The sequence below is a fragment of the Actinomyces massiliensis 4401292 genome, from assembly GCF_000269805.1.
In the GTDB taxonomy this organism is placed as follows: Bacteria; Actinomycetota; Actinomycetes; order Actinomycetales; family Actinomycetaceae; genus Actinomyces; species Actinomyces massiliensis.
The window spans coordinates 1,628,063-1,640,298 of record NZ_JH711481.1 but is presented as its reverse complement, the minus strand read 5'-3'; the positions used below and the strand labels follow the sequence as shown (position 1 = coordinate 1,640,298).

13 protein-coding genes are annotated in these 12,236 nt (G+C 68.7%); 3 read left to right on the top strand and 10 right to left on the bottom strand.

The window, feature by feature from the left end; genetic code table 11:
* Positions 1–385: 385 nt before the first annotated feature.
* Positions 386–883, top strand: coding sequence for a MauE/DoxX family redox-associated membrane protein (locus tag W5W_RS16940; RefSeq protein WP_161603441.1), 498 nt, complete (start codon positions 386–388; stop codon positions 881–883).
* A gap of 829 nt (positions 884–1,712) precedes the next feature.
* On the opposite strand, the gene prfB is transcribed toward W5W_RS16940, so the two are convergent.
* Together prfB and W5W_RS0107000 are read right to left on the bottom strand one after the other, a co-directional pair.
* Positions 1,713–2,834 (bottom strand): peptide chain release factor 2, encoded by a 1,122-nt coding sequence (gene prfB / locus W5W_RS0107005; RefSeq protein ID WP_017194876.1) that lies wholly within the window; start codon positions 2,832–2,834, stop codon positions 1,713–1,715.
* Between the two features lie 116 nt (positions 2,835–2,950).
* The gene (locus W5W_RS0107000) at positions 2,951–3,862 is read right to left on the bottom strand and encodes a LysR family transcriptional regulator (protein WP_017194875.1); all 912 of its coding nucleotides are present in this window, start codon (positions 3,860–3,862) and stop codon (positions 2,951–2,953) included.
* Positions 3,863–3,957: 95 nt separating this feature from the next.
* Here W5W_RS0107000 and W5W_RS14770 point away from each other — a divergent pair, with 95 nt between their 5' ends.
* Complete coding sequence (locus W5W_RS14770; RefSeq protein WP_050980383.1) at positions 3,958–4,308, top strand: CBU_0592 family membrane protein; 351 nt, start codon at positions 3,958–3,960, stop codon at positions 4,306–4,308.
* 208 nt (positions 4,309–4,516) lie between these two features.
* Here W5W_RS14770 and W5W_RS0106990 read toward each other — a convergent pair whose 3' ends face one another.
* The 7 genes from W5W_RS0106990 to W5W_RS0106960 all read right to left on the bottom strand — a co-directional run bounded on the left by W5W_RS0106990 (position 4,517) and on the right by W5W_RS0106960 (position 9,351).
* Positions 4,517–5,023 carry a hypothetical protein gene (locus W5W_RS0106990; protein ID WP_017194873.1) on the bottom strand — a complete coding sequence of 169 codons (507 nt, stop codon included), beginning with the start codon at positions 5,021–5,023 and terminating at the stop codon, positions 4,517–4,519.
* Positions 5,020–5,499: a peptidase T4 gene (locus tag W5W_RS0106985; RefSeq protein ID WP_238533276.1), complete on the bottom strand. Its 480-nt coding sequence runs from the start codon at positions 5,497–5,499 to the stop codon at positions 5,020–5,022. The genes W5W_RS0106990 and W5W_RS0106985 overlap by 4 nt, the downstream gene beginning before the upstream one ends.
* Positions 5,496–5,873, bottom strand: coding sequence for a TadE/TadG family type IV pilus assembly protein (locus W5W_RS0106980; protein WP_017194871.1), 378 nt, complete (start codon positions 5,871–5,873; stop codon positions 5,496–5,498). The genes W5W_RS0106985 and W5W_RS0106980 overlap by 4 nt, the downstream gene beginning before the upstream one ends.
* 61 nt (positions 5,874–5,934) lie before the next feature.
* Positions 5,935–6,186, bottom strand: a complete 252-nt coding sequence (locus W5W_RS0106975) for a hypothetical protein (RefSeq protein ID WP_017194870.1) — start codon at positions 6,184–6,186, stop codon at positions 5,935–5,937.
* A gap of 83 nt (positions 6,187–6,269) precedes the next feature.
* Positions 6,270–7,223, bottom strand: a complete 954-nt coding sequence (locus W5W_RS0106970; protein WP_017194869.1) for a type II secretion system F family protein — start codon at positions 7,221–7,223, stop codon at positions 6,270–6,272.
* Positions 7,220–8,071, bottom strand: coding sequence for a type II secretion system F family protein (locus W5W_RS0106965; protein ID WP_017194868.1), 852 nt, complete (start codon positions 8,069–8,071; stop codon positions 7,220–7,222). Before W5W_RS0106965 ends, W5W_RS0106970 begins: the two co-directional genes overlap by 4 nt.
* Positions 8,071–9,351: a TadA family conjugal transfer-associated ATPase gene (locus W5W_RS0106960; protein WP_017194867.1), complete on the bottom strand. Its 1,281-nt coding sequence runs from the start codon at positions 9,349–9,351 to the stop codon at positions 8,071–8,073. The genes W5W_RS0106965 and W5W_RS0106960 overlap by 1 nt, the downstream gene beginning before the upstream one ends.
* Before the next feature lie 445 nt (positions 9,352–9,796).
* Between W5W_RS0106960 and W5W_RS0106950 the strand changes: the two genes are divergently transcribed.
* Positions 9,797–11,128, top strand: coding sequence for a phosphotransferase (locus W5W_RS0106950; RefSeq protein WP_017194866.1), 1,332 nt, complete (start codon positions 9,797–9,799; stop codon positions 11,126–11,128).
* A gap of 58 nt (positions 11,129–11,186) precedes the next feature.
* On the opposite strand, the gene W5W_RS0106945 is transcribed toward W5W_RS0106950, so the two are convergent.
* Entirely contained in the window at positions 11,187–12,188 is a 1,002-nt protein-coding gene (locus tag W5W_RS0106945) for a MerR family transcriptional regulator (RefSeq protein WP_017194865.1), read from the bottom strand.
* Between the last annotated feature and the right edge of the window lie 48 nt (positions 12,189–12,236).

Here is a 12,236-nt window from a genome sequence, read left to right as displayed (position 1 = left end):
TGATAGCGGGCGTGAGGTACTCGGACGAGCCTGGGGACGCGACTCAAACGAATGAGGACAAGAGGACGCACGCCGATACTGTACCTGTGCCGTACCCGCGCTGGAGCACAGGCCCTTGTCCGCATACGCTCCCAAAATTCATACGTCACGCTAATGCAGAACACCTTTGTCAGTGCGCCCGCAACCCTGACCATTGGCCGCGCCTGGCAACCTCCCAGCCAGTCGGGCAAGCGCTCTCACGCATAAAGCACCAGGCCCCCGCCCAGGAACTTTCCAGGCGATCTTGCCGTCGAGACCTTGCCATCAAAAAAATGCACGCTAATATGAAGCTCGAATGGAGATGGGGCAAGTCAGGTTCTGATTGGGAGTCGAGGAGCGTCTTAGCGTGACAGTTCTTTATGAATTGCTCAGGTTTCTCGTCGGATGCTACTTCGTACGGTCGGGCGCAGCCAAGATGGGGGCGCCGAACTTGTTTTGGGCGGCGATCATGAGCTACGGACTGACAGGAGTGCGAGAGGCTCGAGTTCTTGCATCTATCATTCCCCCGCTGGAGTTCTTCGGCGGCCTTGCACTAGCCTCAAATGTATCACCTCTGCCCTCGGCCGCGATCCTTTTTCTTCTGTTGTGCATATTCTCGGTGGCCATGATTATCGTCTTGGTCAGAAAAAACCCTCCCGAAGACTGTGGATGTGGCACATCTCCGACGAGAGTCAGTGCCGGCCTTGTCGTGCGCAACACAATCCTCACCCTCGCGCTGATGCCGACCCTCATATTACCTCGCCCACTGGGAGACACCAAGAACCTCGCACTATCATGCCTTGTCGCAGTCCTCATCGTCACAGCATCATCGTTGCGGTACAGAAAGCTCATTAAAACAAGATAACCTCGAGACCACCTTCACCCCCACACGACAGAGGAGGAGAGAATGTCGACCAGACGCACAATTCTGAGAGGAATTATCGGATCGTTCGCGGCATCAGTTTACGCACTTGCAGGGGGGCCTACCACTTCTACCGCAGCGGCAGCCCAGCAGGGGGATCGTCAGTGGTTCGAGGAGAGTCTTTCTGGAACACGTGACGCCACCCAGGAGGAGCGCGACTCCATTCTTCCCGACCTGCAGAGTCGAGTCATCGAAGCAGGACACCCGAGCGAGGCAGTAGGCGCCGCTGCGACTGGAGTTACCGCATCGATCTCATCGCGAGGGACTACTATCCTCAAAGCCGCTCTGATGATGAGCGAGGAACTATTTTTCATCCTGGTCAAGGAGACCAGCGAGTCATCCGCCCCCAGGACCGCGCTATTGGTATTCTACACCGACGGCGAGAACATCGTTCGTCGTCTCAATGAGCAGGAGGCCGCCCCCGGAGGGCTCGATGACTCGCTGGCCGCAAGCGACGGAATCAACTGTTGCAGCGCTTTTGGCATGCCCCCGGCTACATGCTGTACTTACGATTATCAGGCACTGTTCGAATGCTGCACTCCCTGCGTTTTCGGTGGCGTTCCTCTAGGAGTCGCATGCGTCATACTGTGGTGCAACTACTGTGCAGTTGCACATTGTACCGAGTACTACGCCCCGTGCGAGGAGTGGTGGTGAAGCCTACAGGCAGAGGCCCGGCCCGCCCTGACTGGCCGGCATCAAGGCAGCACATCGTGAACCACAGGCACCCTTAGCACCGCCTCGCCGCCTGACAGGCGTCGTGATCTCTGCCGGATCAGCTCTCGGCGCTCTCCTGCTGCTTGCGCCAGCGAATGCCGGAGTCGATGAAGCCGTCGATGTCGCCGTCGAAAACCGAATCGGGATTGCCGACCTCGTGGTTGGTGCGCAAGTCCTTGACCATCTGATAGGGATTGAGCACGTAGGAGCGCATCTGATCCCCCCAGGACGCCTTGACGTCCCCCGCCAATTCCTTCTTCTTGGCGTCCTCCTCCTGCTGCTTGAGCAAGAGGAGACGCGACTGAAGCACGCGCATGGCGGCGGCGCGGTTCTGGATCTGGGACTTCTCATCCTGCATGGAGACCACCAGGCCGGTGGGGATGTGGGTGATGCGCACGGCGGAGTCGGTCGTGTTGACGCTCTGCCCGCCGGGCCCCGAGGAGCGGAAGACGTCGATGCGGATGTCGGTCTCCGGGACATCGATATGGTCGGTGGACTCGATGAGCGGGATGACCTCGACGGCGGCGAAGGAGGTCTGGCGGCGGCCCTGGTTGTCGAAGGGGCTGATGCGCACCAGGCGGTGCGTGCCGCCCTCCACGCTGAGCGTGCCGTAGGCGTAGGGGGCGTGGACCTCGAAGGTGACGGACTTCAGCCCCGCCTCCTCGGCGTAGGAGGTATTGAGGACCTTGACGGAGTAGTCGTGACGCTCGGCCCAGCGGGTATACATGCGCAGCAGCATCTCGGCGAAGTCGGCCGCATCCACTCCCCCGGCGCCCGAGCGGATCGTGACGACGGCGTCGCGCTGGTCGTACTCGCCGCTCAGCAGGGTGCGGATCTCCAAGTCGGACAGATCTTTGGAGATGGCCTCCAGATCGCTGTCGGCCTCGGCGAGCAGCTCATCGGCGTCCTCACCGCTCTCCTCCCCGGCCATCTCGACCATAGCCTCGAGATCGTCGATGCGCGCGCCGAGCTCCTCGACACGCCCCAGATCAGCCTGGGCGTGCGACAGGGCGGAGGTGACCGCCTGGGCGGCCTCCGGATCGTCCCACAGATCCGGGGCGGCGGCCCGCTCGGACAGGGACGCGATGCGCGCGCGCAGCGCCTCGGGATCCGTCACCGCCGCAATGGAGGCGTAGGTGTGTCGGAGTCGTTCGATCTGAGCGGAGAAGTCGGTGGCCACCCCGCGAGTCTACGGCAGGGTGCGTCGAGGTCGACTTTTTGGGATGAGATCGGCGGTGTCGCCGTCGATCTCATTCGATAATGTCGATCTCGACGAGGGTCATAGCCAGCCGGCACTCAGCCCGTCTCGAGGGCCTGGGCGCGCACCAGCATCGCCTCCAGGACGGCGCGCGCAGCACTGGTCGGCTCGGTGCGGGTGACACGATGACGCACGACGAGCTGGCGGGTGCCCAGGCCGGGCAAGCTGGAGACGACGACGCCGTCGGGGACGACGCCGGAGTGCACCGCGAGCTCCGGCAGAATCGCATACCCAAGGCCCTGACCCACCATCGCCAGGACGACGTCGTAGTCGTCAACCACATGCCGGGTGCTCAACGGCGTGCCGAGCTGGCGCGAGAGCCGGGCCAGCGCGAAGGCACCGGCCGTCGCCGGATCCAGATCGATCCAGGTGGCGCGCACCAGATCGGACAGTGTGCTCGGGGCCGCCTGCCCGGGCGGGACGACCACCAGCCACGACTCGTCCAGCAGGGGGACGTCGTTCATGGCGCGCGGCGGAGCCGGCAGGGTGTGCGAGTCGCGCTCGAGCAGGACGAGATCGAGCGTGCCCTGCCGCAGCCGCGCCAGGGCCGCGCGCTCCTCGACCTCCTCGATCACCAGCTCGATGCCGGGCAGCGACTCCTCCAGCGTGAGCAGCAGCGGCAAGAGGAGCGCGCGGATCGCCGTGGCGAAGGTGCCGATGCGGACGGTGCCGGTCGGAGTATCGCCGTCGATGAGCGCGAGTTCGCGCCGGGCGGTGGTCAGCTCGGACTCGATGCGCTCGGCGGCCTCGGCAAGCACCCGTCCGGAGTCGGTCAGGACGGCGCCCTCGGGCGTGCGATCGAGCACACGCACGCCCGCCTCCTTCTCAAGCAGACGGATCTGCTGACTGATCGCCGACGGACTGAGGTGGAGCAGATCCGCAGCCGCCACAACGCCTCCGGCGCGGTGCACGGCGAGAAGGACGGCGATACGGTGAGCGGAGATGTCCATGTTTCGACCTTAATTCAGGAAAACTGCACTGACTATGCAGATAGATGTGATTGATCTTCATTGGTTCGAGGTTCACGATCCTGCCTGTGAACGACATGGCGAGCATCCTCATCTCCACCGGCGGCTGGATCGGCGCCGCTGAGCTCCTCTTGGCATACGCCCTGGTCTCCAAGGGGCGGATCGTGGGGGATTCCCTGCGCTACCAGGCGCTCAATCTCACCGGCAGCGTGCTGCTGGTCGCCAACTGCGCCTACACCGGCGCCTGGCCCAGCGTCATCGCGAACTCCTTCTACGTCATCGTCGGGATCAGCATCCTCATCACGGTCAAGCGCGCCTACATCGCCCAACTCGCCCACAACCGGCGCGCGCTCCTCGGAACGCGCCTGCACCGTGGCAGTGCCGCCTCCGCAGCCACGGCTCCCAGCGCCGCGGCTGCGGAGGGCTGACGAGCCGGCAGGAGCGGAACCGCGGGCGCAGCAGGCAGACGAGCAGCCGGCAGGCGGGCACAGCAAGCACAACCGGGCACAGCGGGCGCAGCAGGCATGAACGGCTGAGCCTCGAGGACGCGAAATCCGGGAGGAGACGCAAAAGGACGGAGGAAGGACAGAGGAAGGACGCAGCCTCGGCTGTGCTCACTGGGCTCTCACCGGATTCTCACTGGGACGTCGATACCCGCGCCGAACCAGTCGCGGTGATGGTGAAGCCCCGGGCCGGGATCGCACCCCACGGCAGGAAGGGAGGCCGTGATTCGGCGGTGAGCGTGACGATCGCGGTGGTGCCGTCGGGACTGGATGCCTGACGCACCTGCACCGACTCCAGGCGGTCGGGCTGGGCCTCCAGATCGGACAGCGCCGCCGCGCGCACGCCCGCATCCGTCAGGCGCCCGGGCGCGCCGTCGGCCTCGACTCCCTCGAAGTAGCCGTCCTCGTCCACACCGTCGACGGCGGCCGCGGCGGCCGAGTCCGCCAGCGAGGTCAGGGTCTTTAGATCCAGGTAGACGGCGGTGGCGCCGGCCACCACCAGGAGGAGCCCGGCCACGACCGCGATCACCCCGATGCCCAGCAGGAGGGTCTGACCGTCCTCGCCGCGCCGCAGATCGGCGGCGCGGGCAGCGCAGCGATAGTGATAGTGGCGCAAGTGACGCAGCAGCCCGAGCCTCATTCGGAGCTCGCCAGACTCACGGCGCGCTCGGCGTCGAGCACGACCGCATCGCGCCCGATGCCGGCCGCCCCCAAGATCGGCAGGTCGACTCCGGCCTCGACGCGCACGACGCCCCTGGCGCACTCGTCATCCGAGCACGTCAGACTCAGGGAGCCCGCAGGATCGGCGTCGATATGCTGATCGGACAGGGCCAGGTCGACAGCGACGCGCGCGTGCTCCATGGCGGCCTCCCCCTTCTCCACCTCCAAGACGCGGCCGGCGGCATCGGCGGCCGAGGCGACCGCGAAGGACGCCGACTGGACCTGGGCGAACGCCACGAGCAGGTAGAGGACCGGAACGGCCAGGATGAGAGTCCAGCCGATGAACTCCACGGGAGCATTGCCGCCCTCCTGGCATGCCTGCCCGCGCGTCCCGATAACGGCACGGGGCGCGCGATGGCCGCTGCCGCACCCCGGTGCGCGCCCACCGCCCCTCATGGCTCCTCCCGCGCGGCGGCCACGAGCGCGGCCTCATCGACTGCATGGCCGGTCACCCGCAGCGCGCCCGCAGGGCCGAACAACCCCAGCACCGGCAGGGGCGCCGTCACCTCGGCCTGCACCACCGGTGTGCCGCCGACCCTCGTGCGCGTCACCGTCACCTCATCGACGTAGCCGTCCGCGAGCACGGCATCGGTCAGCATGGCGACGCGCTCGGCCGCCTCGCCCTCGGTACCGCCGACCAGTGCGGCCCTGCGGGCCCCCTCGCCGGCGGCATCGGTGAGGACATTGCGCACATGCAGCCCCAGGGCGAGCTGGAGGAGCGCGACGCACACAGCGATCACGAGCACGCCCACCAGCACGAAATCCACCACGGCGGAGCCGCGCTCGCCCCCTCGCGGACCAGGACCCCCATGGCCTCCGCGGGCCCCGCTCTCAGATGGCACCGGTGACCTTGGCGATCGCATCGTTGAACACCTGGGTCAGGGCCGGCCCGGCCACAGCCCACAGGCTGACGACCAGGCCCGCGGTCATCAGGGTGACCAGCACCCAGCCGGGGACGTCGCCGCGCTCCTGGCGCCAGCCGGCCGACAGCCAGGCGCGACGGTGACCCGGGAGCCCCGGGCGCTCCGGACCGGCGGCGGGTAAGAGAGCGGGTGCGGAATCGGGATGAATCAGATGAATCAACTGGCTGTCCTTTCACGGAGGAATTCGGGGATCGGGAACAAGACGGGCAAGACGGGAAGGGCGCGGGAGCGCAGGCGTCGGGCTTACAGCCCGAGGCGCAGGACGAACAGTCCCGGGAACAGGGCGAAGACGACGGTGATCGGCAGGACGAGGAAGACCACCGGCACCATCTGCGCGATCTCGCGCCTGCCGCCCTCCTCCATGAGGGCGCGTCGGGAGGCCTCCCGCGCATCGGCGGCCTGCGCGCGCATGACGTCGGCCAACGGCGTGCCCCGTTCGAGGGCGACGGAGATGGCCTCCGACAGGCGCGTCACGTGCAGGGAATCGACACGGCCCTCGAGACGAGTCAAAGCGGAGGTCAGAACCGTGCCGCTGCGGACATCGGCCAGGGTGAGGGCGAGCTCATCGATCAGCTCGCCCCGTCCGAGGTCGACGACGCGCTCAATGGCGGCGACGGGCCCCTGTCCGGCCCCGACGACGAGGGCCAGCAGCTCCACGACGTCGGGCAGCTGGATCTCGATGCGCCGTCGTCGACGCTCGACCTCCCGGCTGAGCCACCAGTCGCGGCAGGCCGCCCCACCGACCAGGGCCACGAGGGCGGAGACCACCAGCAGCGGCACGCTCACATGACGCACTATCGAGGCCAGCAGCCCAACACCGATCGTGAAGGCGAAGGCGGACGCGGCCCACAGGAGCTGCTGCAGTCGAAGCTGCTCGTAGGTCAGGGCGTTGCCCGCTCGCGACAGCCGATGCCGCACCGACTCCGCCGACGATCCCAGCCCCTCGAGCACGTAGCCGGCCGAACCGATGGTCGCCAGAAGCACGGACGAGACCGTGCTCCCCGGGCGCCCATCGGGGTCCGGCGCATGCGCCCCCAGCAGGCCCGAGATCGCGGGCTGGTCGTGGACGTAGGGGGCGAGGCGGTCCTCCAGCGTGGGGCGACGGCGCCGCAGCGCCGAGACGATCAGGAGCATTCCGCACGCCGCCGTGAGGCCGGCCAGGGCTCCCAGGGCGCCCAGGGATAGGGATGTGGTCATCGCAGCACCCGCTCCTCCTCGGGCAGGCGCCCGAGCCGCAGCATGAGGCGGTAAGCCAGGATGCTGGCCACCGCCCCCACGGCCAGCACGAGCGCGCCGCTCGACGTCGCGTAGGCCGCGGCGGCCTGCGGGCGGGTCGCCAGGAGGGCCAGGATCAGCCAGGGCGCGGCCACGGCCACCCTGGCCCCGTTGACGGTCCAGGACTGACGGGCCTCGAGCTCGCCGCGGGTGCGCAGATCCTCGCGCAGCATGCGCGACAGGGAGCGCAGCAGGGTGCCCAGCTCGCCCCCGCCGACCTCGTGAGCCAGGCGAAGGGCCTCCACGATCCGATCGGCGACGGGGTCGGCGAAACGCGCCTTGAGCCGGTCCAGGCACACGGTGAAGCGCGCCGTGGCCGCATAATCGACGGCGAAGGCGCGGAACTGCTCGCGCACGGCCTCCGGACCGCGCTCGCCGAGATTGGTCAGCGCCTCGGGCAGGCTCATGCCCGCGCGCACCCCGGACACCAGGGTGTCGACCGCCTCGGGCCACACCTCCCGCAGCCGGGTGCGCCGCGCCCGGGCCCGGCTGGAGACCACCGCATAGGGTGCGCCGGCGGTGATGACGCCGAAGGCCACGGCAATGGGCCATGCGCGTGAGACGCCGAGGAATCCCAGTGCGGCGACAGCGCCCAGCGCCGCGCTGCCCGCAACGAAGACGGCGGGGCTGGTGCGTCCGACTCCGGCCTGAACCAGGAGGTCGGACAGGTGGCGCTGTCTCTCGGAGCGCCACTGCGGCGGCTCCGTCGTCAGGGCGAGCCACACGAGCACCAGGCCGATCCCGCCCATGAGTCCCGTGATCGCACCCATCAGACACGCTCCTGGGCGCGCCGCGCGGCGTTCTCCGGGGCGAGGAGCTCGGGCAGGTCGTGGCCCGCACGGGCGTAGCGCTCCGGCGACGGCGGAGCACCGGAACCGCGTACGAGCCGCCCCCTGGCATCGCGGTGGAAGACGTCGGCCAGCTCGACAGTACCGGCGCCATCAGCGCCATGAGGGCCGTTCTCGACCCGCCCGGGCAGGGCGACGATCTCGCGCACGTGCCGGCGGCCCTCGGCGTCCAGGTCGAGGTGGACCACGAGGTCCACGGCACTGGCGACCGTCGGCACCACGAAGGCGGCCGACACGTTCTCCCCCGCCAGCAGCGGGAGCGTGCAGATCTTGACAACGGCCTCGCGCGCGGAATTCGCGTGCACGGTGCTCATGGCCGGCAGACCGGAGTTCATGGCGATGAGCAGGTCGAGGGCCTCGGCCTCGCGCACCTCGCCGATCACAAGACGGTCCGGTCGCATGCGCAGCGCCTCCTTGACCAGACGGCGCAGACTGATCTCGCCGACACCCTCGAGGTTGGCGGCCCGGGTCTGCATGGCGACGCAGTCGCGGTTGCGCAGGGAGAGCTCGAAGACCTCCTCGCAGGTGATGATGCGCTGACCGGCGGGAATCGCCCCGGCCAGTGCACGGACCATGGTGGTCTTCCCGGCCTGGGTGGCGCCCGAGACGAGAATGTTGAGCCCCGCCTGGACAGAGGCGTCGAGGAAGGCGGCGGCGCGCGGGGTCAGGGAGCCCAGGCGCACGAGGTCCGCCGTCCGGGATGCCCGCGAGGAGTGCTTGCGGATGTTGACGGCCCAGTGCCGGGCGGTGATGGGCGGGATGACCACGTGGAGGCGCTCCCCCGCGGGCATCTGCGCGTCCACGAAGGGGCTGGACAGATCGAGGCGGCGCCCGGAGACCCGCAGCATGCGCTCGACCAGGACTCGCAGGTCCTCGTCCTCCAGGATCGTCGTGGTCAGCTCGGGCCGTCCGGCGCGGGCGACGAAGACTCGCCCGGGAGCATTGCACCAGACCTCCTCGATCGAGTCGTCGTCGAGATAGTGCTGGAGGGGGCCGAGCCCCGCCAGCGCGTCGACGGCCCGGGCCTGGGCATCGTCGGGGTCGCGCAGGGGCGGCACGAGCCCGGCGTCGGCGCGAGTCACGTAATCGGCGGAGGCCTCGGCGACAAGGGCCTCCAGAGCCGAGGTCTCGTTGAGCGGGTCAATGCCCCGACGACGGACGAGCTCACGGATCTCGTCGTGGAGCAGCGCGGCTGCGTCCATGATGGGCCTCGCTGTGGTTCAAGGGACGGGCAGGGATACCGCCGGGGGAACCGTCATGCGAGCGGAGGCTACCGGCGTACGGGACACCACAGGGAGGTGAGCGGTGCCACGTTTCGGAGCCTAGATCACGTTCTCGCCTCAGCGCCAGCCCTCACGACCAACCTGTGGACAACTCTGGATATGCGCTCCTCACCGGAGGGCGAGAACTACCGAGTGTGGACCCGGGTACGCACCGACTTTCCGCGGATCTCACCGAAAGAAAAGCGGAGGGCGGCGGAGGCGCCGCAGCGACTCGTCACCGGCGCTCCGCCGGCTGCCGGCCGCCTCCCGGCCGGCAGCCGCATGATCCCCGGCCCGCATGCGCACGTCCGCGTGGGGACCCCGCCCCAAATCCAACCGGGCGCGGCAGTACCCCGAGAACCCGCTACTCGCCTACGGTTGAGCCATGTCGCAGCCGCCCACCGGACCGTCCGACCCCGCCGCACCGCCGAGCGCGGAGAATGCGCCCAACGCCGCGCCCGCCGCTGCCTCATCGCCGACGCCGGAATCGGCCCCCTCCCCCGTATCCGCGTTGCCCGTCTCCGCGGCGCGCCGCCGCAAGCGGTCTGCGCTGGCGCTGGCCGCTCTGGCGGGCGTCGCCGTGCCCGGGCTGGACCCCGCACGGCTGGCCCTGCCCCAGGAGGAGTCCGAGTCCCTGCACATCGTCGGCGTGATCGACACCAGGGGCCGCCACTGGGAGGTCCTGGAGGCCCACGACGACGCCACCGGGGCGAGTCTGGACGCCGAGGCCGAGGTGCTGCGCCGCATCGGCCGGATCGTGGATGACGGCCGCCTGACCTTCAACGTGCCGCGTGTAGCCGGAACCCTGCGCAGCGAGGAGGCGCACATCCAGGTGCGCAGCCATCTCGAGGGGCGGCCGGTCGACGTCTCCTCCCTGCATCCGGGCCCCGGCCTGTCCGCCGGCGTGGGCCGCGCCCTGGGCGAGCTGCACGAGCTGCCCACCTCCGTGATCTCCGAGGCGGGCATGCCGGTCTACGACGCTCAGGAGGTCCGCGACCGCTGGCTGAGTCTCATGGACGACGCCGCCGGGACCGGGAGGGTGCCACCGGCGCTGCTGTCCCGGTGGGAGTCGGCCTTGGAGGACCCCACACTGTGGAGGTTCCGCCCGGTGGTGGTGCACGGGGACCTCGACGCGGAGAACGTCCTGACGGCGGGGGGCGCGGTCGTGGCCATGCGCGGGCTCAGTCAGGCGCATGTCGGGGACCCCGCGGAGGACATGGCGTGGATCTACGCCTCCGTGCCGGTGGACTGCCTGGACTCCATCGAGGGCGCCTACGATCTGGCCCGCACCGAGGGCGTGGACAAGCATCTGCGGGATCGCGCCGAGCTGGTCAGCGAGCTGAGCCTGGCGAGGTGGCTGCTGCACGGCGTGCGCGCCGCCCGGGACAGGATCATCGAGGATGCGGTGGCCATGCTCGACGACCTGGCCGATCAGGTCGGTGACGAGCCGCTGATCGAGCCGCGCGAGCCCCGACTGGCGCCGGTGCCGGGAGAGCGGGTGACCGCCGCCCCGGATGAAACCACCCACGAGGTCACCATGGTCCCGGTCGACGCCGATGACGACGACAGCAGTGACGACCTTGACGACGACTATGACGATGGCGTCGATGATGGCGATGACGTCGATGGCATCATCGATGATGACGAGCCGGACACGGCGCCGGTCACGCCCCTGCGCCTGGCGCACGACTCCGGTTCCTCACCCGAGGGCGCCTGAGGGCCTTCTCGGGCGGGCCCCGTCCTCCGGCGCTGTCGGCCCCGTGCCCGTCTGCAGGTTAGTCCGCCGGGCTGATGGGGAAGCAGACCTGGGTGCGCCACGATGCCGGGTCCGGGTTGTGGGCGGGACCGACGAGGTAGCGCTCGAAGGCGTGCCCCGAGGTTCGCAGACCGCATTCATCGAATTCATCGAATTCATCGAATTCACCGAGTGAACCGATCTGCTGCAGGAGCGCCGTATAGGTCTCCGCTAGACCGTCGTACGGGCCCAGGTGCTCGGTGGCGATGACGGTCTGCTCCGGGACGGTGCGGCAGGTCAGTGGTGCGCTGACCTCGATGGGGGCGTCAGGAGCATCAGGGAAGTCAGGGACGTCAGGAACGTCGACGACCTCCCAGATCTCGACATCGACGTCGTGCTCGACGTACTCGTCGTCGAAGAAGGTGGCTCCGCAGGGCTGGCCGCTTAGGTGAACGGCACCGCCGGCGAGTACCCGGCGGACCTGGGGTTCGAACTCGTCGAACAGGTGCCCCACATCGGCGTAAGTGGGGATGATCTCCCGGCGGGCGATAATGGTGTGGGCGGGGATGGTCAGAGTGGTGATGCAGGCGGAGCCCGCGTCACCGGTGCTGTCAGTGCTGTCAGTGCTGTCGGTGCTGTTAACGCCATCAGCGCCGTTAGCGCTCATCAACGGTTCCTTTCGATGGTGGAGCAGTGCGAGGGTGCGCTCGCGCCGCAGCCCCAGCTCGGTCGCCTCCTCATCCAGGCGGTCCAGGTGCTGGGTCAGCAGCCGCCGCCAGGCCGCCTCGTCGTCGGCGAGGTGAGCGGGAAGCGCCCGGGAGGCCTCCTCCAGGCCCAGGCCCGCCTCCCGCAGGCGGCGCAGCATGAGGGCCGGGGCGAGCTCGTCCCGGGAGTAGTACCGGTAGCCGTTGCTCGGGTCGACGTCGCCGGGGCGCAGCAGACCGAGCCGGTCGTAGTGCCGCAGCATCCTGGCGCTCAGGAGCGTCATGCGGGAGAACTGGCCGATGGTCCACCGGGGGCCAACGGGACTCGCACGGACCATGTCATCAGCCTCCCGATTGCCACAGTGTCAAGGTCAAGATTATCAGCG